24 protein-coding genes are annotated in these 20,038 nt (G+C 71.8%); 8 read left to right on the plus strand and 16 right to left on the minus strand.

What is annotated here, in order from left to right:
- Nucleotides 1-7: 7 nt before the first annotated feature.
- The 3 genes from LL648_RS01095 to sigE all read right to left on the minus strand — a co-directional run bounded on the left by LL648_RS01095 (nucleotide 8) and on the right by sigE (nucleotide 2,972).
- Entirely contained in the window at nucleotides 8-1,651 is a 1,644-nt protein-coding gene (locus tag LL648_RS01095) for a S1C family serine protease (RefSeq protein WP_232660456.1), read from the minus strand.
- A gap of 83 nt (nucleotides 1,652-1,734) precedes the next feature.
- Nucleotides 1,735-2,373: a zf-HC2 domain-containing protein gene (locus LL648_RS01100; RefSeq protein ID WP_232660457.1), complete on the minus strand. Its 639-nt coding sequence runs from the start codon at nucleotides 2,371-2,373 to the stop codon at nucleotides 1,735-1,737.
- Entirely contained in the window at nucleotides 2,370-2,972 is a 603-nt protein-coding gene (gene sigE, locus LL648_RS01105; protein ID WP_232660458.1) for an RNA polymerase sigma factor SigE, read from the minus strand. The genes LL648_RS01100 and sigE overlap by 4 nt, the downstream gene beginning before the upstream one ends.
- 243 nt (nucleotides 2,973-3,215) lie before the next feature.
- Between sigE and LL648_RS01110 the strand changes: the two genes are divergently transcribed.
- Both LL648_RS01110 and LL648_RS01115 read left to right on the plus strand, forming a co-directional pair.
- Nucleotides 3,216-3,878, plus strand: a complete 663-nt coding sequence (locus LL648_RS01110; RefSeq protein ID WP_232660459.1) for an O-methyltransferase — start codon at nucleotides 3,216-3,218, stop codon at nucleotides 3,876-3,878.
- Between the two features lie 95 nt (nucleotides 3,879-3,973).
- Nucleotides 3,974-4,420, plus strand: coding sequence for a DUF6918 family protein (locus LL648_RS01115; RefSeq protein WP_232660460.1), 447 nt, complete (start codon nucleotides 3,974-3,976; stop codon nucleotides 4,418-4,420).
- Between the two features lie 162 nt (nucleotides 4,421-4,582).
- On the opposite strand, the gene glgC is transcribed toward LL648_RS01115, so the two are convergent.
- Complete coding sequence (gene glgC, locus LL648_RS01120; RefSeq protein WP_232660461.1) at nucleotides 4,583-5,833, minus strand: glucose-1-phosphate adenylyltransferase; 1,251 nt, start codon at nucleotides 5,831-5,833, stop codon at nucleotides 4,583-4,585.
- A gap of 165 nt (nucleotides 5,834-5,998) precedes the next feature.
- Here glgC and glgA point away from each other — a divergent pair, with 165 nt between their 5' ends.
- On the plus strand, nucleotides 5,999-7,156 hold the full coding sequence (gene glgA, locus LL648_RS01125) for a glycogen synthase (RefSeq protein ID WP_232660462.1): 1,158 nt from the start codon (nucleotides 5,999-6,001) through the stop codon (nucleotides 7,154-7,156).
- Nucleotides 7,157-7,221: 65 nt separating this feature from the next.
- Here the strand turns inward: glgA and LL648_RS44940 are convergent, their stop codons facing one another.
- Nucleotides 7,222-7,770: a CGNR zinc finger domain-containing protein gene (locus LL648_RS44940; RefSeq protein WP_232660463.1), complete on the minus strand. Its 549-nt coding sequence runs from the start codon at nucleotides 7,768-7,770 to the stop codon at nucleotides 7,222-7,224.
- Between the two features lie 76 nt (nucleotides 7,771-7,846).
- Between LL648_RS44940 and LL648_RS01135 the strand changes: the two genes are divergently transcribed.
- Entirely contained in the window at nucleotides 7,847-8,020 is a 174-nt protein-coding gene (locus tag LL648_RS01135) for a hypothetical protein (RefSeq protein ID WP_232660464.1), read from the plus strand.
- 69 nt (nucleotides 8,021-8,089) lie between these two features.
- On the opposite strand, the gene LL648_RS01140 is transcribed toward LL648_RS01135, so the two are convergent.
- The 9 genes from LL648_RS01140 to dapE form a co-directional block, all read right to left on the minus strand.
- Nucleotides 8,090-8,257, minus strand: a complete 168-nt coding sequence (locus LL648_RS01140) for a DUF3117 domain-containing protein (protein ID WP_084211001.1) — start codon at nucleotides 8,255-8,257, stop codon at nucleotides 8,090-8,092.
- Between the two features lie 141 nt (nucleotides 8,258-8,398).
- Nucleotides 8,399-8,950, minus strand: coding sequence for a DNA-3-methyladenine glycosylase I (locus tag LL648_RS01145; protein ID WP_232660465.1), 552 nt, complete (start codon nucleotides 8,948-8,950; stop codon nucleotides 8,399-8,401).
- Nucleotides 8,943-9,407 carry an SRPBCC family protein gene (locus LL648_RS01150; RefSeq protein WP_232660466.1) on the minus strand — a complete coding sequence of 155 codons (465 nt, stop codon included), beginning with the start codon at nucleotides 9,405-9,407 and terminating at the stop codon, nucleotides 8,943-8,945. Before LL648_RS01150 ends, LL648_RS01145 begins: the two co-directional genes overlap by 8 nt.
- A complete protein-coding gene (locus LL648_RS01155) occupies nucleotides 9,404-9,742 on the minus strand; it encodes a DivIVA domain-containing protein (RefSeq protein WP_232660934.1) in 339 nt (112 codons plus the stop codon). The genes LL648_RS01150 and LL648_RS01155 overlap by 4 nt, the downstream gene beginning before the upstream one ends.
- Nucleotides 9,743-9,770: 28 nt before the next feature.
- Nucleotides 9,771-10,706, minus strand: a complete 936-nt coding sequence (locus LL648_RS01160; protein ID WP_232660467.1) for a glucosyl-3-phosphoglycerate synthase — start codon at nucleotides 10,704-10,706, stop codon at nucleotides 9,771-9,773.
- Nucleotides 10,707-11,885, minus strand: a complete 1,179-nt coding sequence (locus LL648_RS01165) for a hypothetical protein (RefSeq protein WP_232660468.1) — start codon at nucleotides 11,883-11,885, stop codon at nucleotides 10,707-10,709.
- Between the two features lie 29 nt (nucleotides 11,886-11,914).
- Nucleotides 11,915-12,484: a TIGR00730 family Rossman fold protein gene (locus tag LL648_RS01170; RefSeq protein WP_441344296.1), complete on the minus strand. Its 570-nt coding sequence runs from the start codon at nucleotides 12,482-12,484 to the stop codon at nucleotides 11,915-11,917.
- On the minus strand, nucleotides 12,466-13,230 hold the full coding sequence (locus tag LL648_RS01175) for a TIGR00730 family Rossman fold protein (RefSeq protein ID WP_232660469.1): 765 nt from the start codon (nucleotides 13,228-13,230) through the stop codon (nucleotides 12,466-12,468). The genes LL648_RS01170 and LL648_RS01175 overlap by 19 nt, the downstream gene beginning before the upstream one ends.
- A 103-nt stretch (nucleotides 13,231-13,333) precedes the next feature.
- On the minus strand, nucleotides 13,334-14,398 hold the full coding sequence (dapE, locus tag LL648_RS01180) for a succinyl-diaminopimelate desuccinylase (protein ID WP_232660470.1): 1,065 nt from the start codon (nucleotides 14,396-14,398) through the stop codon (nucleotides 13,334-13,336).
- 116 nt (nucleotides 14,399-14,514) lie between these two features.
- Here dapE and LL648_RS01185 point away from each other — a divergent pair, with 116 nt between their 5' ends.
- The 3 genes from LL648_RS01185 (at nucleotide 14,515) to LL648_RS01195 (ending at nucleotide 17,282) form a co-directional block, all read left to right on the plus strand.
- Nucleotides 14,515-15,162 (plus strand): vWA domain-containing protein, encoded by a 648-nt coding sequence (locus LL648_RS01185; RefSeq protein ID WP_232660471.1) that lies wholly within the window; start codon nucleotides 14,515-14,517, stop codon nucleotides 15,160-15,162.
- Nucleotides 15,163-15,186: 24 nt separating this feature from the next.
- Entirely contained in the window at nucleotides 15,187-16,122 is a 936-nt protein-coding gene (gene dapD / locus LL648_RS01190) for a 2,3,4,5-tetrahydropyridine-2,6-dicarboxylate N-succinyltransferase (RefSeq protein ID WP_232660472.1), read from the plus strand.
- 191 nt (nucleotides 16,123-16,313) lie between these two features.
- On the plus strand, nucleotides 16,314-17,282 hold the full coding sequence (locus LL648_RS01195; protein ID WP_232660473.1) for a CHAD domain-containing protein: 969 nt from the start codon (nucleotides 16,314-16,316) through the stop codon (nucleotides 17,280-17,282).
- Nucleotides 17,283-17,522: 240 nt separating this feature from the next.
- Here the strand turns inward: LL648_RS01195 and dapC are convergent, their stop codons facing one another.
- Together dapC and fdxA are read right to left on the minus strand one after the other, a co-directional pair.
- The gene (gene dapC, locus LL648_RS01200) at nucleotides 17,523-18,608 is read right to left on the minus strand and encodes a succinyldiaminopimelate transaminase (RefSeq protein ID WP_232660474.1); all 1,086 of its coding nucleotides are present in this window, start codon (nucleotides 18,606-18,608) and stop codon (nucleotides 17,523-17,525) included.
- Complete coding sequence (fdxA, locus tag LL648_RS01205; protein WP_232660475.1) at nucleotides 18,605-18,931, minus strand: ferredoxin; 327 nt, start codon at nucleotides 18,929-18,931, stop codon at nucleotides 18,605-18,607. Before fdxA ends, dapC begins: the two co-directional genes overlap by 4 nt.
- Before the next feature lie 108 nt (nucleotides 18,932-19,039).
- Between fdxA and LL648_RS01210 the strand changes: the two genes are divergently transcribed.
- On the plus strand, nucleotides 19,040-19,996 hold the full coding sequence (locus LL648_RS01210) for a GNAT family N-acetyltransferase (protein WP_232660476.1): 957 nt from the start codon (nucleotides 19,040-19,042) through the stop codon (nucleotides 19,994-19,996).
- Nucleotides 19,997-20,038: the final 42 nt, after the last annotated feature.

Raw genomic sequence — 20,038 nt, forward strand, 5'->3', positions numbered from 1 at the left:
CTAACCCTCAGTCCGAGGTCAGCACGACGGAGACGGTGAGCGGACGGCCCTGCCGGATCAGCTCGACCGGCACGGAGTCGCCGGGGTTGCGTTCCCGGACCGCCACCACGAGCTCGTCGGCGCCGGCGATGGGGCGCTCGCCCACCTTCACGATCACGTCGCCCTCGACGATCCCCGCAGCCGCGGCCGCCCCGCCCTGTTGGACGTTCTGCACCTGCGCGCCGTCGGCGGAGCCGTCGGTGACCGACCGCGCGTTGATGCCGATCTCCGCGTGCTTGACGGAGCCGCTGCGGATCAGCTCCTCCGCGATCGAGCGCGCGTCGTCGATGGGGATGGCGAAGCCGAGGCCGATCGAGCCGCCGCCCTCGCCCTGCCCGATGCTGCGGATCGCGGTGTTGATGCCGACGACGGCACCGGTGGAATCGACGAGCGGGCCGCCGGAGTTGCCGGGGTTGATGGCGGCGTCGGTCTGGATCGCGTCGATCACGGCATTGGTGTCGGTGCCGCCGCCGTCGAGGCGGACCGGTCGGTCGAGCGCGCTGACGATCCCGGTGGTGACCGTCCCGACCAGGCCGAGCGGGGACCCGATAGCGATCACCGCATCGCCGACGGCGAGCGACTTGGACGAGCCGATGGTCGCGACCACGGCGTCCGGTCGGTTGATCTTGACGACGGCGAGGTCGGTCTTCGGGTCGCGCCCGACGATGACTGCGGGGCCGCGGCTGCCGTCGGCGAAGATCGCCTCGATCGTCGCGTTGCTGCTGGGCGCCGCGGCCGGCGAGACCACGTGGTTGTTGGTGAGCACGTACCCGGCGGGGTCGATGACGATCCCCGAGCCGGTACCGCCCTCGTCCCCGACCTTGATCTCGATCGACACGACGGCCGGGACGGTGCGGCTCGCGATGTCGGAGACGGAGCCCGGCGGGCGCTCTTTGCCCTCAGTGACCTCGGTGAGCGACGGGTTGGCACTGGTCAGTGACGCCGCGCCCTCGGTGGTGAGCCGGCCGACAAGACCCCCGACGGCACCGATCAGCAACGCGACGACGGCGAGCACGACGAGCGCACGCGGCTCGACCCGCCCGCCGAAGAGCACCTCACGCAGGCTCAGCCGGGCCCCTGACGGCCGCACGTGGGCTTCCTCGGCCTCCGGGGTCGCGGCCGGCGGGCCGAGCGCGGCCGGGCTCTCCGGGTTGCGCCACGGGTCGGCCTCGGCCTCCGCGTCCCAGAAGGAGGCGTCGCCGCGATCGGGGTGCGAACCGTTCGTCGGAGGTCGCTGCAACGAGCCGGCCTCCGTGACGGGACGGCCGAACGCGCTCGCCAGCGCCGCCGGCGGCGGCGCACCCAGGCTCGGGCGCTGCGCAGGAGCGGCGGGGACATCGGCGAAACCGGCCTGGACACCGATCGGACGACCGAAGATCTGCGCCGAACCGGCGTCGACGGCCGGCCGGTCGAGCGGGCGCGGGCCGAGCCGGGGCGGCTCGCCGTTGCCGGCCTCAACATCGACCGGGACGGCGGGTTCGGGCTTGCGGAGGTCCGGGCCGGCATCCTGCGGCGCGCTCTCCGGCGCGGCCGGGGTGCTCACCGGCGGGCTGGCCGGGAACTCCGTGGTGGCCTGCTCGTCGTCGCCCGCCGAGTCCTCACGTTCGGTCATGGCGGTGGCAGGCTCCCGGGTGGATGTTCGTCGCTTCTCCACCAAGGGTGCATCAGCGGTGGTGAAGTCCGCGTAGCCGGGAGCTACTTGTCGGCGAGCTTCGCCGGCCGCTCGGACGTCGGAGCGCCGCTCTCCGTCCGGAACTGCAGGCGGGCGTCGACCACGGGCGTGCCGCCCAGCACCGGGCCGTTGAAGACCCCCCTCGCGGGATCTTCCGGTGTCGGTGCCGCCGTGGAGAAGCTGGGCGCGGCCAGTGCCATCGCGCCGAGCGCGAGCCCGGAGACAGCGGCGCCGGCGCCGATCTTCAGCCGGCGGTGCGATGTCGCCCGCTCGTCGACCGCGTGCGGCGTCACAGCCGGTGCCGACGGCGCTGCCGGGGGCGCGGGCCGCTCCGGACGCAGCAGCGCGACGAACTGGCCGTCGGCCGTCATGGCCAGGCCGGCGGGAGGCGGTGGGAGCTCGGTCTCCTGCGGGATCGAGCGAAGGCTGTTGAGCAGTGACGACGGGAGGCTCGGCACCTCGGCCGACCGCAGCGCCGACCGCGCCTGGCCCTGTGCGACAACCTGCGCCAGGCACTCACGACACGTGCTCACATGCCGTGCCGCCCTGGTGTGCGGTCCTGCAGCGAGCTCGTTGTCGACGTAGGCGACGATGGCGTCCGACGACAGGTGATCCTGCCCCCAGTCGGGCACGGTCACCGAGAACCGTCGACGAGAACTCACCCGCGAACCTCCTCCAGCATCGCCGACTCCGCGAGCGCTGCCCTGCGCCGCTCGAGGGAGCTGCGCAATGCGGCGCGTCCGCGGTGGATCCTGCTTCTCACAGTACCCAGCTTCACCCCGAGGGTGGCACCGATCTCCTCGTACGACAGGCCTTCGACGTCGCACAGGACCACGGCGGCCCGGAACTCAGGAGGCAGCTCGTCGAGCGCGTCCTGCAGCATCGGGTCGAGGTGCGTGTCGGAGAAGACCTGCTCGGGCTCGGGACCGGCACCGGGGATGCGGTCGGAGTCGTCCGGGAGCGCCTCCATCCGGATGCGAGCCCTGCGACGCACCATGTCGAGGAACAGGTTGGTGGTGATGCGGTGCAGCCAGCCCTCGAAGGTGCCTGGCTTGTATGAGGCGAGCGAGCGGAACACCCTGACGAACGTCTCTTGGGTGAGGTCCTCGGCGTCGTGCGGGTTGCCGGTCAGTCGGTACGCCAGCCGGTAGACCCGGTCGGCGTGCTCCCTGACGACCTCGTCCCAGCTCGGCGGCGTCCACTCGGCGCCATCACCAGGCAGCACTGTGCTGCTCGGCGACGTAGCTGAGCCGTCGATCATCGTGGGGTCGCTCCTCGTGCGGCGGGTCGTGCCTTCCAGCCAACGACGGGCCCGCCCGTGGTGTTCCCGGCCCGTCCACCGGCCGACGACCCCGACCGATGGGCTCTACCGTGCCTCATGGCTGTGAAAGAGGGGTGTGAGTCGTCTGAGAGGAAGCTGTGAAGTTTCCGCCCGGCTTTTCGCAGCCGCCACGCTGGTCGGCTTGTCGCAACACGCGGCGACCAGCGCAGTAGCCTTCCGACCATGACTGGCCCGGACGGCGTAGCGGCGCAAGATGCGGCGGATCTCGGTGCGCTGCGCGACCACGTCGAAGCCTATCTCGCCGAGGACGACGTGCTGCTCGGTGCCCGAGCCAGATCCGCACAGCTCGGCTGCGTGCCCGTCGGCGCCGGCGCGGGTGCGGGACTGCGGTTCCTCGCGGCGGCGATCGGGGCGCGCGCGGTCGTCGAGATCGGCACCGGCGTCGGCGTCAGCGGGCTGTGGCTCCTGCGTGGGATGACCGCCGACGGCGTCCTGACCTCGATCGACGTCGACCCCGAGCACCAGCGGCTCGCGCGGATGTCGTTCACGGCGGCCGGCCACGGCCCGTCGCGGCTGCGGCTCATCAACGGGATGGGCCTTGAGGTGCTGCCCCGGCTCACCGACGGCGCATACGACCTCGTGTTCGTCGACGCCGCCCCCGCCGACCACCCGCGGTACCTCGACGAGGCCGTCCGGTTGCTGCGGCCCGGCGGGATCGTCGCCCTCGACGGCGCGCTGACGCCGTCCGTGGTGGATCAGAGCGCAGTCGACCCCGGCACTCTTGCGGCCCGCGAGGTCGCCCGACAGGTGCGCGAGGACGACCGTCTTGTACCCGTTCTGCTACCACTCGGTGACGGTCTGCTCGCAGCGGTGAAGATCGGCTGACTCAGCAGGGTGCCGCTGCGTGGCGCCGAATGATCTTGCATTACCGTCCCGCCCCGAGCCGACGACATCGGCTGCACAAGGAAGGACGCAAAACCGTGACGCAGACCCTCAAGGACATCCTCCTCGACCCGGCCCGGCGGCCCGTGGTGGTGTCGGACCTCCAGGAACTGGTCGGCCAGGAGGTTTCGAGCAAGGGCGGTGTCTCCGGCGCCGTCATCAAGACGGGCTACGCCGCCGTCAACAAGCTCAAGCCGGGCGCCGTGCCGAACGCCGTCGACCGCATGCTCGACCAGTTCGCCGACGCGCTCCAGCCGTTCTACGCCGACTACCGCAACACCGGCGGCAACGACTTCGGCAGCTACCTCGCCGCCCGCCCGTCGGACGCCGCGAACGCCCTGCTGAGCGTCACCGACCAGCGCGCGGAGACGACGAGCTCGGACGCCATGAAGAAGACGTACAGCAAGCTGCGTCCGCACGGCCAGAAGAACGTCGAAGAGGCGCTCCCCCGCCTCGGCGCGCTGATCGACAAGCACGCCAACTGACGAGTTCCCCCCGCGGCAGGAGCCGCGGGCCGCGCCTCACCGGCACGGCCCGCGGCTCCTGTCGTTTCCGGGCACCAACTTCCCCACCGTTTTGGGCACTTGCGCGCCGTTTCGGCGCGCATCCACCCAAAACGGTGGGGAAGTTCGGGAGCTAGAGGCTCCTTAGAGCGCGGTGACGCCCTTGCCCAGCACCACGACGCCGCCCTGGCTCACGGTGTAGCGGGCGCGGTCGGTCGCGAGGTCGACCCCGACGAGCGCGCCGTCGGGGACGACGACGTTCTTGTCGAGGATCGCGCCGCGCACCACCGCACCGCGCCCGATGCGGGCGCCCCCGAGCACCACGCAGTCCGACACCTCGGCCCCCGCCTCGATGCGGACGTTCGGGCTGATCACCGAGCGCCGGACGATCGCGCCGGAGATGATCGTGCCGGCGCCGACGATCGAGTCCTGCGCGATGCCGCCCTCCACGAACTTCGCGGGCGGCAGCGGCGCCATCGCCGTGCGGATCGGCCACCGCTGGTTGTAGAGGTTGAAGATCGGGTGCACGGAGACGAGGTCGGTGTGCGCCTCGTAGTAGGCGTCGACCGTCCCGACGTCGCGCCAGTAGCCGGCGTCGCGGTCGGTGGCGCCGGGCACGACGTTGTCGGCGAAGTCGTACACCGCGGCGTCGCCGGCGTTGACCAGCCGCGGGATGATGTCGCCGCCCATGTCGTGGTCGGAGTCGGCGTCCTCGGCGTCGGCGCGCAGCGCCTCGATGAGGACGTCGGTGGTGAAGACGTAGTTGCCCATCGAGGCGAACGTGACGTCCGGGTCGTCCGGCACCGACGGCGGGTCGGACGGCTTCTCCAGGAACTCCGTGATGCGCCCCGACTCGTCGGAGGCGATGCAGCCGAACGCCTTCGCCTCCGCGCGCGGCACGCGGATGCCGGCGACGGTGACGCCCGCGCCGCTCTCGATGTGCTGGGCGATCATCTGGCCGGCGTCCATGCGGTAGACGTGGTCGGCACCGAAGACCGCGATGTAGTCGGGCTTCTCGTCGTAGACGAGGTTGAGGCTCTGGAAGATCGCGTCGGCGCTGCCGGTGTACCAGCGCCGGCCGAGCCGCTGCTGCGCCGGCACGGTGGTGATGTACTGCCCGAGCACGCTCGACAGCCGCCACGTGGTGGAGATGTGCAGGTCGAGCGAGTGGGACTTGTACTGGGTGAGCACGCAGAGCCGGTGCAGCCCCGCGTTGACGAGGTTGGAGAGGACGAAGTCGATCAACCGGTAGTTGCCGCCGAACGGGACTGCCGGCTTCGCGCGGTCGGCGGTGAGCGGCCACAACCGCTTGCCTTCACCACCTGCGAGCACGATGCCGAGAACGTTGGCTGCGAACCCGCGCTGCATCGCCATCGATGGGCGGCCCCCGGTCATCGCTGCCGTCCGATCGGGACCATGTCGGCCAGGACCGCCTGCAGCGTCATCACGCGGCTGACACTAGTGCCCGGCACCGTGCCCGGCCACCAGAAGACGACGATCAACAGGCGACTTTGGACACGCGGGGAGCCAAAGCCCCCCGGATGGCCTACCGTGCCGATCGTGCGAATCGGTCTGCTCACCAGGGAATACCCACCAGAGGTATACGGAGGGGCCGGCGTGCACGTCGAGCACCTCGTCCCCGCGCTGCGCTCGCTCGTCGACGTCGACGTGCACTGCTTCGGCGAGCCCCGCTCGGCCGACGGGGTGCACGCGTACCTCCCTCCGCCGGTGCTCGCCGGCTCGAACGCCGCGCTGCAGACGCTCGGCGTCGACCTCGCGATGGTCGCGGGCCTCGAAGGTGCCGACATCGCGCACTCGCACACCTGGTACGCCAACATGGCCGGGCACCTCGCGAAGGTGCTGCACGGCATCCCGCACGTCGTGACAGCCCACTCGCTGGAGCCGCGGCGGCCGTGGAAGGCCGAGCAGCTCGGCGGCGGGTACCGGCTCTCGTCGTGGGTCGAGCGCACGTCGTACGAGTCGGCGGACGCCGTGATCGCCGTCAGCGCAGGCATGCGCACGGACGTGCTCGACTGCTACCCGGCGCTCGATCCCGAGCGCGTGCACGTCGTGCACAACGGCATCGACACCGAGTTCTACCGGCCCGATCCCGCCCGCGACGCGCTCGTCTCCGCCGGCGTCGACCCCGATCGGCCGAGTGTGGTCTTCGTCGGGCGGATCACGCGGCAGAAGGGGCTCGGGCACCTCGTCGCCGCGGCGCACGACATCGACCCCGCGGCGCAGATCGTGCTGTGCGCGGGCGCGCCGGACACCCCGGAGATCGCGGCCGAGACCGAGGCCGCCGTCGCGCGGCTGGCCGAGGCGCGCGGCAACATCGTGTGGGTGCAGCGGATGCTGCCCACCACGGAGGTCCGGCAGCTGCTGTCGGCGGCGACCGTCTTCGTCTGCCCCTCGGTGTACGAGCCGCTCGGCATCGTCAACCTGGAGGCGATGGCGTGCGGCACGGCGGTGGTCGCGTCCGACGTCGGCGGCATCCCGGAGGTCGTCGACGACGGGCGCACCGGCCTGCTGGTGCACTACGCCGAGGAGGACGAGCAGACGTTCCGCAGCGGCCTCGCCGAGGCCGTCAACAGCCTGCTCGCCGACCCCGCACGAGCGCAGGCAATGGGAGAGGCCGGCCGGGAACGCGCCGTGCGCGAGTTCGCGTGGGAGCAGGCCGCGACAAGGACCGTGGAGATCTACCGCAGCCTCACGTGACCGTCGACAACGACGTTTTGGTCGATGTGAGCGCTAACAAGCAGCCAGAACGTCGTTGTCGACGGCTACTGGGCTCGGGCGCGGGCCCTGGCGCGGTGGGCCGCGACGGCGGAGCGGTTGGCGCATGCCGGCGAGCAGTAGCGGCGTGCGGCGTTGCGTGACGTGTCGGCGTAGACCTTCGTGCAGCCGTCGGCCGCGCAGCGGCCGTGGCGGTCCATGCCGTACTCCGAGACCAGCATCGCCAGCGCGAACGCGGTGGTCGAGCGCAGCCGGTCGACGACGCCGGCCTCCGGCGGGGAGTAGTGCAGGTGCCACCGCTGACCGTCGTGGCCGGAGAGGTGCGGCTCGACGGTGACGTCGGCGAGCAACGCGTTGACGGCCACTGCCCCGGCATCGAGATCGGGTGCGTCGAACACCGTGCGCAGCCGGCGCGCCCAGGCCCGCAGCGCGGGTTCAGCCGACTTCGGGGCCCGCCCGGCGAGGTAGCCGTGCGCCGTCAGGACCGTCCGCATCTGGTCGTCGACGGGCGGCTCGTCGGCCTTGAGCTCGGCCAGCGCGTTGACGAGCGCGACCGCGGCGCCGAGCGCGTCACTGCGGTAACCGATGAAGTCCACTGGCCTATTACTCCTGAGCGATCGGGTGTAAGATGCTACTTACAAAGACATCTTACATCGAGAGGGGGCGCGGCCCATGCGGTGCGCGCACTGCGGTTGGCCCAACGACGAGGCGAAGGTGCTCTCGACGCACCACACGTCGGAGGGATGGGTGCGGTACCGCCGGTGCATGTGCGGGCAGGTGTCGATCGAGCTGATCACGCTCGACGAGCAGGCCGAGACGCATGCCCAGCCGGTCTCCGCGGGCTGACACCCATCCCCGAACACACGAACGGCGCCACCCGATCCCGGGTGGCGCCGTTCGCTTCTGTCCCAGCGCTCAGCCGGAGGCAGCCTTGAGCGCGTCGCCAAGGTCGCTCGCCTCTTCCGCCGACATTTCGACGACCAGGCGACCGCCGCCCTCGAGAGGGACGCGCATCACGATGCCCCGACCCTCCTTGGTCACCTCCAGGGGACCGTCGCCGGTCCGGGGCTTCATCGCCGCCATCTCCTGCTCCCTCCGTCATCATCCAGCCAGGTCTCTGCGTGCAGGACGCCGCTCCGATGCTGACGAACATCTTTCCTCATCGGCTTCAGCGAGGTGAAACCGGAGCGATCAATCGACCATTTCGTTCACGCTCCGCTGCGATCACGTCGCTGCCCGCCAGCAGTTCTCGATGTGGTCATCGACCAGTCCGGTCGCTTGCATGAGGGCGTAGCACGTCGTCGGGCCGACGAACTTGAAGCCACGCCGTTTCAGCTCCTTGGCCATCGCCTTCGACTCCGGGGTGATGGCGGGGACGTCCGCGAGCGTCGCGGGCCGGACGTGCCGCTCGGGCACGAACGACCACAGCAGCTCGTCGAGCGGGACGTCGAGCTCCAGCACCGCACGGGCGTTGTTGATGCTTGCGTCGACCTTGGCGCGGTTGCGGACGATCCCCGCGTCGGCCATCAGACGTTGGACGTCCGCATCGCCGAACCCGGCGACGGCGGCGGGCTCGAACCCGGCGAACGCCGCGCGGAACGCCGGCCGCTTGCGCAGGATCGTGATCCAGGAGAGGCCGGATTGGAACCCTTCGAGGCACAGCCGCTCGAACATCGCGGTGACCCCTCGCAGCGGGCGTCCCCACTCGTCGTCGTGATAGGCGACGTATTCGGGAGCGCTGCCGGCCCAGCCGCAGCGCGTTCTTCCGTCATCCATTCCGGTACCGCCGTTCGCACACCGCAGCCATTCGACGAAGCGACACCACCACGCCGGCCCTGACGACCGGGCGGGCGAGCGGCCACGCGAGCCGTCCGGCTGCGCCGAGCGGCAGCTCCATCCGCTCGATCCACAGGAAGCGGGACCGCGCGGGCGCCAGCTCCGTCACCTCGAACACCCCCGTCCCGCGCACCACTTTCCCGTCGTGGCGCATCACGCACCGCCGCGGCGGGTCCCACTCGACGACCTCCATCGGGTCGGTGAACCCGAGCGGCCCGACGCCGGTGAACGCGCTCACCCGCGCCCCGATCCGCTGCCCGTCGCCGCCTCCTTCGACCGTGACGGTCGTGCCCAGCATCCACTCGCGCTGGCCCGGCCAGTCGGTGACGGTCGCCCACACGACAGCGGCGGGCGCCGCCACGTCGATCGGCACCGCCAGCTCGACGGTGGCGCTCAACCCGGCTCGCCCTCGCCTGCGCTCACCGGCTCGGCCTCAAGCGCCGCGATCCGGTCGAGCAGGTCGTCCCGTTCGGCCGCGGTGCGGTCGAGCTCGGCGGCCAGGCGGGACAGCACCCAGTCGACGTCGCCCATCCGGTAGCCGCGCACCGCCTGCGGGAACCGCAGACCGCGGACGTCCGGGCCGGTGATGCGGCCGACGGGGAGCCGGGTCGGGGTGGCGGTCGGCGGCAGCGGCGCCAGCTCCTCGCCGCGCCCGAAAACCACGGTCGCGATCCCGAAGACGGCGGCGCCGACCACCGCGACGGAGAGGAGGTAGATCAGCGCAGTGCCCACCTTGGCCATCCCACCACGTCGGGCTTGTTCACCGCACGGGCCCCGGCACATCGCGCATCGCGGGCCGCTCGGCCAGCGGTTCCTCGGCCGGAGCCGCCAACCAAACGCCGTCGACCTGCACGAACTGAGTGAGCGGGGCGCCGGTGTCGGGGACGTCGCAGCGCGCCAGCGCCGCCGCCAGGATCTGGCGGGCCATCACCCCGAGCTGCAGGAGCGACCGGTTGCGGTGCTTGCGGACCCCGAGGTTCACCTGTGCGAGTGCATCGAGACCGTGCCGCGTGTGCGTGTCGAGCAGCAGCCCGATCTCGACGCCGTACCCCGCAGCGAACGGCAGCGACTCCAGCAACGCCCTGGTGGCGGCGTACTCCCCGCCGAGCGGCTGTACCACCCCCGACAGCTCCGGTCGCAACGCCGCCAGCAGAGGCCTGACCAGCAACTCCGTCACCCGGCCGCCGCCGGTGTCGAGCTGGGTCGTCTCCAGCCGCAGCGGCCGGCGGTAGAAGCCCTTCACGAGCCGGACGTCCGGCTCGACGAGCAGCGGACCCAGCAGCGCCGGCACGAAGGCGGCCTCGAAGTCGACGAGGTCGGAGTCGAGGAAGCAGATGATGTCGCCGGACGTCGCGGCGAGCGAGCGCCAAAGCACCTCACCCTTGCCCGGCTGCGGCGTGACACCGGGCAGGACGTCGTCGCGACGCACGACCCGCGCACCGGCCGCTGCGGCACGGGCCACCGTCGCGTCACGGGAGCCGGAGTCGATCACCACCAGCTCGTCGACCAGCGGATCCGGCAGCCGGGTCAGCGGCGCGATCGCGGCCACGATCGCGCCGACCGTCGCCTCCTCGTCGAGCGCCGGCAGCACGACCGACACGGTCCGGCCCGCCTTGGCCGCCACCAGCTCGCGCACCGTCCAGCTCGGTTCCTGCCATGTCCGGCGCACGAACCAGCGCTCGACGAGGGGCTCCACCTACGTCCTGCGGCGGGGCCGCACGACGACCCTGACCGCGAGGAAGAAGATCATCATGACGGCACCGGCAACGACCAGCAGCACTCCGCGCTGCCACCACTCGAGGTTGCCGATCGTCACGCTGGCCGTGCCGGCCGCGAGCAGCGCGATCACCGCGGTGAACAGGGCGAGGATCTCCACCATCCGGAACAGCGAATCGGAGACCTTGCCCTCGATCTGGTCGGCCTTCGTCGCGACCGCACCCTCCAGCGCGCCGACGTGCTCCTCGACCTGCTCGGCGAGCGAGTGCCGCGCCTGCTCGTAGGCCGCCTGCGTGTCGCGCACGGCGATGATCATCGAGCGTTCCCGGACGAAGTCGCGGTGCACGTCGAGCGCGGCCGGCGAGATCTGCGAGATGCCGAGGTCGATGCTCTGCAGCGCCTCGTCGAAGCGGTGCAGCTTGCGCAGGGCGTGCGCCTTGCGCAGCGCGACGACCGGGTCGTCCGCGCGCAGGACGTCGGTCGAGTCGACGAACCGGAGGATGCGTTCGGCCTGGTCGGGGAGCGATTCGGCCAGCCAGAGCCCGTGCAGCAGCGCGTGCTGCACCTTCTCGTTCGAGCCGCCGAGCGCGCTGGTGGCGTCGAACTCCGCGGTCGCCTCCGGGGCGGACTGGCCGAGCAGCGCGAAGGCGTGGATCGCACGGCTGAACGGGTCGAGCGCCTCGACGGCGACGCCCAGCCCGGCCACCGTCTCCCGGATCGCGGCGAACCGGAAGTCGTAGCGCTGCGACTGCAGCAGCAGGTGCAGCAGGCCGCGCTCGCCCGCCGTGATCACCGGCAGCGTCAGGTCGCTCTTGTCGATGTGCAGGAGCGCGCTGTTGCCCGCAGCGCGGGCCGTCCACGAGACGTCGGCGCAGAAGTACGCCGACCGTTCCCATCCGGCGTCGCCGTCCTGCAGCCACGAGATGGCCATCCCGATCCACTCGCCGCCACCGGCCCTCGCGGCGTCCTCCACCTCCCACGTGGCCAAGACCCACGCGTTGTCCGCGAGGTCGGGGTCGGACATGCGCTCGACGACGTACTGCCTGCCGGTGACGTCCGCGAAGACCTCCGCGGCCAAACCGGCAACCTCGATAGTGGGGGCATTGTGGATACGGACCAGCCGCGCGTCCCAGCGGTTGGTCTGCTCGTTCGACTCCACTCGAATCCTTTGCGTAGTGTTTCTGCAGGTCAGGCAGCTGGTGGAGCGCAGGCGTCGAGTGCGGCGTCGACATCGGTCGCGACGATCAGCCGGGCAAGCGCCTCCGGCACGACGAATCCGCGGTCGGCGAGCCCGCGCACCCACTCCAGCAAGCCGCGGTAGTGCCCGTCGGGGTCCAGCACGACCACCGGCTTCGCGTGCAGACCGATGTAGCCGGACGTCCAGACCTCGAACAGCTCCTCGCAGGTACCGATGCCGCCCGGCAACGCGATGAACGCGTCGGCGTGGGCCTCCATGAGCGCCTTGCGCTCGCGCATGGTGTCGACGATCAGCAGCTCGTCGGAATCGTGGTCGGCCCATTCCCGCTCGACCAGGGCCTTCGGCATCACACCGATGGTGCGCGCGCCGCCCGCGCGGGCCCCGATCGCGACCGCGCCCATCAGCGACGAGCGCCCGCCGCCGGAGACCAGCTGCCAGCCGCGGGCGGCGATGCGGCTGCCCAGCTCGGTGGCGAGTTCGCGGTAGTGCGGTGGAATGCCTTCGATGGAGGCGCAGTAGACGCAGACGGCCAGCGGCCCCATCAGTGCGCTTCCTCCCACGCCCGCCAGGCTTCCTGGACGATCTTGCAGGCGTCATCGACGTCGTCGGTGAGGTGCAGCAGGGCGAGGTCCTTCTCGCCGATCTTGCCGCTCTCCAGCAACGTGCCCGCGATCCACTCGTAGAGGCCGCCCCAGTACTGGCTGCCCAGCAGGACCACGGGGAACTTGGTGACCTTCTTGGTCTGCACCAGCGTGAGCGCCTCGAACAGCTCGTCGAGCGTCCCGAACCCGCCGGGAAGGCAGACGAACGCCTGCGAGTACTTCACGAACATCGTCTTGCGGGCGAAGAAGTAGCGGAAGTTGATGCCGAGGTCGACCCAGTCGTTGAGGCCCTGCTCGAACGGCAGCTCGATGCCGAGCCCGACCGAGAGCCCGCCCGCCTCCGAGCAACCCCGGTTCGCGGCCTCCATCGCGCCCGGCCCACCACCGGTGATCACGGCGAAACCGGCCTCGGCGAGAGCCGCACCCAGCGCGCGGCCCTGCTCGTACTCGGGATGGTCGCGCTTGGTGCGGGCCGAGCCGAAGACCGTGACCGCGCGCGGCACCTCCGCGAGCATCCCGAAACCCTCGACGAACTCCGCCTGGATGCGCATCACCCGCCAGGGGTCGGTGTGCACCCAGTCGCTGGGGCCCCGGGAGTCGAGCAGGCGTTGGTCGGTCGTTGTCGGCTCGTTCCGGCGCTCGCGGCGCAGGATCACCGGACCGCGCTGCTTCTCGTCCGGGCGCCGGTCGACGCTCTCGCTCATGAAAGCAGCCTATTGGGTGGTGTTCCTGGCGGCAGGCGCGGTCAGGAAAGCCACTTTCATGCAACGTCATTGCATGAAAGTGGCTTTCCTGACCCCCAGAGCCCTATGGGGCGAGGAACGTGCGCAACATCGCGGTCGCCTCGGTGATCTGGCGGGTGTCGACGTGCTCGTCGCGGGTGTGGGCGAGGTTCGGGTCGCCGGGGCCGAAGTTCAGCGCCGGGATGCCGAGGGCGGCGAAGCGGGAGACGTCGGTCCAGCCGAACTTCGCGGTGGGCGTGGTGCCGGTCGCGGCGACGAACTCCTGCGCGGCGGGCGCCGTCAGGCCGGGCAGCGCACCCGGCGAGGAGTCGGTCAGCCGCACGTCGAACCCGTCGAACACGTCACGCACGTGCGCCTCCGCCGCAGCTACATCACGGTCGGGGGCGAAGCGGAAGTTGACGGCCACCACGCAGACGTCCGGCACGACGTTGCCGGCCACTCCCCCGTCGATCCGGACGGCCTGCAGGCCCTCGCGGTACTCGCAGCCGTCGATGTCGACGGATCGCGGCTGGTAGGACCCGAGTCGTTCGAGCACGGCCCCGGCCTTGTGGATCGCGTTCTCGCCCAACCAGGAGCGTGCCGAGTGCGCCCGCCGTCCGCTCGTCGTGATCTCGACGCGCAGCGTGCCCTGGCAGCCCGCCTCAACAGCGCCGTTGGTCGGCTCGCCGAGGATCGCGAGGTCGGCGTCGAGCCACTCGCGGTGCTCGCGCTCGATCCGGCCGAGGCCGTTGCGCGCTGCCTCGACCTCCTCGCAGTCGTAGAAGACGAGCGTCAGGTCGTGCCGCGGGTCGGGCAGCGTCGCGGCGAGGTGGGCGATCACGGAGTCGCCGGCCTTCATGTCCGACGTGCCGCAGCCGTACAGCATGTCGCCCTCGCGGCGGCTGGGGAGATTGTCGGCGATCGGGACGGTGTCGATGTGGCCTGCCAGCAGAACGCGACGACCGCGGCCCAGTCGTGTGCGCGCGAGCACGGCGTCGCCGGACCGCAGCAGCTCCAGGTGCGGGGCCTGCGCGCGGAGCGCGGCCTCCAGCGCGTCGGCGAGCGTCGCCTCGTCGCCCGAGACGCTCGGCACGTCGACCAGCGCTGCGCACAGGTCGACCGGGTCGGCGGTGAGATCGAGATCAGCCACGGCCCCGACGCTACCCACCGGCCGGTGGATCGACGGAATGTGGCCTTCCGGCAACCCTCCAGCTCGGCGATCCCTCCTATCCTCGATCACGTGGACCCGTCGAGCTGAGGAGCGTCATGACGAAGCAAGGCCTGACCCTGATCGCTGCGCTGCTGGACCGCTCCGGCTCGATGCAGAGCCTGCGGTCCGACACCGAGGGCGGGTTCGACGCGTTCGTCGCGGACCAGCGTGCCGTGCCCGGCGAGGTGCAGGTGACGCTCGCGCAGTTCGACGACCACTACGAAGTCGTCTACTCGCGCCGCCCGATCGCCGAGGTGCCGCCGCTGCAGCTGCACCCTCGCGGGACGACCGCGCTGCTCGACGCGATCGGAAAGCTCGTCACCGACGTCGGCAGCGAGCTCGCGGCGCTGGCGGAGCAGGACCGCCCGGAGAAGGTCATCGTGATCGTCATGACCGACGGGCACGAGAACTCGAGCCGGGAGTGGACTCCGGAGGCGGTCCGCTCGATCATCGCGCAGCAGGAGCAGGTCTACTCGTGGGAGTTCCTGTTCCTCGGCGCCAACATCGACGCCGTGACCGTCGGGAGCCACCTCGGGTTCTCCGCCGAGCGGTCGCTGACGTACGGCGCGAGCAGCAGGGGCGTCGGTGGCGCCTACCGGGCCGCCTCCGCCTACACCAGCCGTTCGCGGACGGCGCGCCCCGGCGCCGCCCGACCGGTCGGGTTCGAGCAGTCCGAGCGGGAGGCCGCCGAGCCGCCCCGCTGACCGGGCCGGATACCGTGGTTTCCCGTGAGCACCGCACCGCGCCGCGAGGGCGCCTCCGGCACCGGCCTTGCCACGATCACCACCGACGGGGTCGTGCTCGATACCTGGTACCCCGCGCCCGCGCTCGGCCCCGAGGCGCCTGACGTCGCCGCCGATCTCGAACCGCTGGCCGGTCCCGACGCCGCGCGTGGTGTCACGACCGTCGTCGTGCGCACCGCGATCGAGTCGCTCGCCGACCCGCCCGTCGACGCGCAGGACGTCTACCTGCGGTTGCACCTGCTCAGCCACCGGCTCATCGCCCCGCACGAGGCGAACCTCGACGGCCAGTTCGGACTGCTCGCCAACGTCGTATGGACCAACCACGGCCCGTGCCCCGTCGCGGGGTTCGAGATCGCCAGAGCCCGCCTGCGCGCCAAGGGCACCGTCACGGTGTACGGGGTCGACAAGTTCCCGCGGATGGTCGACTACGTGCTGCCCAGCGGGATCCGGATCGCGGAGGCCGACCGGGTGCGCCTTGGCGCGCACCTCGCCGAGGGCACCACCGTCATGCACGAGGGCTTCGTGAACTTCAACGCCGGGACGCTCGGCGCCTCGATGGTCGAGGGCCGCATCTCCGCGGGTGTTGTGGTCGGCGACGGCTCCGACGTCGGCGGCGGCGCGTCGATCATGGGAACGCTCTCCGGCGGCGGCAAGGAGGTCATCTCGCTCGGCCGGCGGTGCCTGGTCGGCGCGAACGCCGGCATCGGCATCTCGCTCGGCGACGACTGCATTGTCGAGGCGGGCCTCTACGTCACCGCCGGCACGAAGGTGCGGCTGCCCGACGGCACGGTCGCCCCCGCGCGCACGCTCTCGGGGCAGAACGGCCTGCTCTTCCGGCGCAACTCCGTGACCGGCGCCGTCGAGGTGCTGGCGCGCACCGGCGACGGCGTGGCGTTGAACACAGCGCTGCACGCGAACTGAGCTTGGCCGCGTTTAGGAAGTCAGGGTCGATGCTCTTCGTGATCCAGATCGTCGCTGGCAAGGCGCCGCTACGAGCCGTCGTACTGAGTACCCGGTCGTAGCGGCAACGCCGCCAGCGGCGATCTGGGCGCGAAGAGCGCGATCAGGACTTTCTAAACGCGGCCTAGCTGCGCCGACTATCCTCGGACGTCGTGCCGACCGCGACTCCCCGCCGCCCTCGCCAGCGCCTCGTCCAGCTCCCGGAACCGCTCACCGCATCCCCGACGGACGCGCCGGCGCACCACGTGCGTGCCGCGCTCGACCTGCGGCTGCGGGCGCTGCTGGCGCACGACCCCGGCACCCGGACCGGCGAGGACATCGAGGACCTGCACCAGATGCGGGTATCGGTGCGGCGGATGCGGGCCGCGCTGAAGGCGGCGCGGCCGCTGCTCGACACGGTGTGGGCCGACGGGCTGCGCGCGGAGCTGGGGTGGCTCGGCGGTGCGTTGGGCCCCGTCCGCGACCTCGACGTGATGCTGCTGCGGCTGCGCGGGGAGATCGCCGACCTGCCGGAGGCGGAGCAGGCCGCCGGCGAGACACTGGTCGCGGCGCTCGACCAGGAGCGGGTCGAGGCCCGCGCGACGATGCTCGCGGCGCTCGAAGCGCCCCGCTACACGGCGTTGCTGGAGCGGCTCGCCGACTCGATCCGGCTCCCGCTGCCCTCGCCGTCGGCCACGCGGGCCCGTCCCGAGCTGATCGACCTGGTCCGCGGCGAGGCCGACAAGCTGCGCAAGGCCGTGCGGCGGGCCGGCGACGACCCCGCCGACGAGGTGCTGCACGGGCTGCGGATCTACGGCAAGCGGGTGCGCTACACCGGCGAGCTGGTGGAGCCGAGCATGCGCGGCACCGAGCGCGGCGCGGCGATCAAGAAGCTCCTCGGGGCCACCGCCGAGCTGCAGGAGGTGCTCGGCGATCACCAGGACGCGTGTGTCGCGGAGCAGCGCATCCGCCAGCTGCTCGACGGGTTCGGCGAGCTGCCCGACGCACACGTCGTCTTCGTCGCGGGGCGGCTGGTGGAGCGCGAGCGCACCCGGGCGGAGGAGAAGCGCGGGCAGTGGCGCGCGGCGTGGGCGACCGTCGACGAGCGCATCAGCGCGCTGGCGGCGGCGCGGCCGGAGTAGTGCCTGCTCGGCGAGCGCCGGGATCCGCGTGAACCACATTTTCGGGCCAGCCCTGCCGTCCGGAAATGCCGCTCGCGCAGCTCACTCGAGGGCGGCAAGGGCAGGAAAGCCACTTTCCTGCCCTGTGAGGGCGGGAAAGTGGCTTTGCTGCCCTCACATGCGCAACGCACACATCCCCGGCCGGCTGTCGCGGCCCGGGTCGGGCTGCGGGGCGGCCCTCCGGGGGCCGCCCGCGCTCGGTCAGCATGTCGTGAGGCGCGTGATCGCAGCGTCGATGCGCTCGTCCGTCGCCGTGACGGCCACGCGGACGAACTGCTCGCCCGCCGGGCCGTAGAACTCGCCCGGCGCGACGAGGATGCCCTGCTCCGCGAGCCGGCGGACGGTCGAGCGGCCGTGCTCGCCCGCCGTCGCCCACAGGTAGAGGCCGGCCTCGGAGTGCTCGATGCGCAGCCCGGCGCTCTCCAACGCCCTTCTCAGCACCGCCCGGCGGCGTGCGTAGACGGCGGCCTGCGCCAGCACGTGCGCGTCGTCCGTCGCCGCCGCCTCCATCGCGGCCTGCACCGGCCGCGGGACGATCATCCCGGCGTGCTTGCGGATCTCCAGCAGCGACGAGATCAGCGCGGGGTCGCCGGTGACGAAGCCGGCGCGGTAGCCGGCGAGGCTCGACGACTTCGACATCGAGTGCACAGCGAGCAGGCCGTCGGCCGAGCCGCCGGACACGTCCGGGTGCAGCACGGAGCTGGCGCCGTCGGACAACGAGAGGTAGCACTCGTCGGACGCCACGACGGCACCGCGCTCGCGGGCCCACTCGACGACCTTGCGCAGATGTTCGGGCGGCAGCACCCGACCCGTCGGGTTGGACGGCGAGTTCAGCCACACCAGCGACACCCGGCGCGGCCCGAGCGCGGTGGTCGAGTCGGAGCGGATCGGCTCCGCACCGGCCAGCAGCGCGCCGACCTCGTACGTCGGGTAGGCCAGCTCGGGGATCACGACGGTGTCGCCCGCGCCGAGGCCGAGCAGCGTCGGCAGCCAGGCCACGAGCTCCTTCGACCCGATCGTCGGCAGCACCGCGACGGGGTCGACGACGACTCCGAACCGGCGCGCGAGCGACCCCGCTATCGCCTCCCGCAGTGACGCCGGCCCGTGCGTCGTCGGGTACCCGGGCTCGTCGGCCGCCGGCCCGGACAGCGCGGCGCGCACGACGCCGGCGACCGGGTCGACGGGTGTGCCGACGGAGAGGTCGACGATCCCGTCAGGATGGGCCTGCGCCCGCGCCTTGTCGTCGGCGAGCGAGTCCCATGGGAAGTCGGGAAGGTTCTTGGTCACTCGTCGTGCTGCTGCGGCGGCAGGCTGGCCGCAGGCTCGACGTCGCGCTCGACCTTGCCGACCTTCGACGCACCGCCCGGCGAGCCGAGCTCGTCGAAGAAGTCGACGTTCGCCTTGGTGTACGCCGCCCATTGCTCGGGCACGTCGTCTTCGTAGTAGATGGCCTCGACCGGGCAGACCGGCTCGCAGGCACCGCAGTCCACGCACTCGTCGGGGTGGATGTAGAGCATCCGCCCGCCTTCGTAGATGCAGTCCACCGGGCACTCTTCGATGCACGCCTTGTCGAGCAGGTCGACGCAGGGCTCGGCGATCACGTAGGTCACGGGTGGTCCTCCACTCGACCGAACAGGGTCATTGCACAGTATGTCCCCGGACATGATCGGATCGAGAGCCGGGGCGGTGTGACACTGATCCGACCGGAGGGGGAACCGATGGAGCTCGACGGCCTGCTGGGGCAACGCGTGGCCCTGCGCCACCTCGTCGGGACGCGTGAAGGGCGCCCGCTGTACAGCGACGCGGTCGGCGAGCTGGACGTCGTCGGCGACGACGTGACCGTGGTCACCCGTCGTGGACCGGTGCGGGTGGCGCGGGCCGCAGTGGTGGCGGTGCGGGCGGTGCCGCCTGCCGTCGCCCGGCGGGCACCGCTTGCCGCGGTGAGCCGGCTGGAGGGTTTGTGCGCCGACGCGTGGCCGGCGATCGTCGACGAGCCGTTGGGCGAATGGCGGCTGCGTTCGGCCGGTGGTTACACCGGTCGGGCCAACTCGGCGCTCGCCATCGGCGATCCGGGCCTGCCGGTGCCCGCGGCCCTCGACGCCGTGCGGGCGTTCGCCGAGCGCACCGGGACGCCGATCCGCGTGCAGGTGCCCGTCGGGTCGCCCTGGGAGAAGGCGGTCGCGGCGCAGGGGTGGGTGCTGGACGCGGGACACCGCCGTGGCGCGGAGGTGTCGGTGCAGGTCGCCGCGCTCGACACGCTGGGTGAACGCGAGCCGCTCGACGTCGAGCTCCCGGAGCGGCCCGACCCCCGGTGGTGGGAGCTGGTGACCGGCGGTCCGCCCACCGCCGCCGAGCGCCACGTGCTGGCCCCCGAGACCGGGCTCGTGACCGCATTTCCGCTGCTCACCGGCCCGGACGGGACCGTGGGCGGCGGGCTGCGCGCGGCGGTCGTCGAGGATCATCTGCACCTCTCGGCGATCGAGGTGGCGCCCGCCGTGCGCCGCAACGGCATCGCGAGCGGACTCGTCGCGACGGCCGCGCGGTGGGGCCGTGACCGCGGCGCGCGGTGGGCCGTGCTGCAGGTGGCGCTGCACAACACGGGAGCGCTGGCCCTCTACGACCGCCTGGGGTTCAGCGAGCACCACCAGTACCGCTACCTGATCCCCCTGACGTAACGCCACAGCCCGAACTTTCCCACCGTTTTGCCAACCTGCACG

It is taken from the genome of Pseudonocardia sp. TRM90224 (assembly GCF_021245725.1).
Taxonomy (GTDB): Bacteria; Actinomycetota; Actinomycetes; order Mycobacteriales; family Pseudonocardiaceae; genus Pseudonocardia.

What these genes read in the sequence shown, in the direction of transcription:
- LL648_RS01095 (WP_232660456.1), bottom strand. Translation starts at nt 1,651, where the DNA reads ATGACCGAACGTGAGGACTCGGCGGGCGACGACGAGCAGGCCACCACG.
- LL648_RS01135 (WP_232660464.1), top strand. Translation starts at nt 7,847, where the DNA reads ATGCGGTGCGCGCACTGCGGTTGGCCCAACGACGAGGCGAAGGTGCTC.
- LL648_RS01175 (WP_232660469.1), bottom strand. Translation starts at nt 13,230, where the DNA reads ATGAGCGAGAGCGTCGACCGGCGCCCGGACGAGAAGCAGCGCGGTCCG.
- LL648_RS01210 (WP_232660476.1), top strand. Translation starts at nt 19,040, where the DNA reads ATGGAGCTCGACGGCCTGCTGGGGCAACGCGTGGCCCTGCGCCACCTC.
- LL648_RS01145 (WP_232660465.1), bottom strand. Translation starts at nt 8,950, where the DNA reads ATGGATGACGGAAGAACGCGCTGCGGCTGGGCCGGCAGCGCTCCCGAA.
- sigE (WP_232660458.1), bottom strand. Translation starts at nt 2,972, where the DNA reads ATGATCGACGGCTCAGCTACGTCGCCGAGCAGCACAGTGCTGCCTGGT.
- LL648_RS01185 (WP_232660471.1), top strand. Translation starts at nt 14,515, where the DNA reads ATGACGAAGCAAGGCCTGACCCTGATCGCTGCGCTGCTGGACCGCTCC.
- glgC (WP_232660461.1), bottom strand. Translation starts at nt 5,833, where the DNA reads ATGACCGGGGGCCGCCCATCGATGGCGATGCAGCGCGGGTTCGCAGCC.
- LL648_RS01110 (WP_232660459.1), top strand. Translation starts at nt 3,216, where the DNA reads ATGACTGGCCCGGACGGCGTAGCGGCGCAAGATGCGGCGGATCTCGGT.
- LL648_RS01140 (WP_084211001.1), bottom strand. Translation starts at nt 8,257, where the DNA reads ATGGCGGCGATGAAGCCCCGGACCGGCGACGGTCCCCTGGAGGTGACC.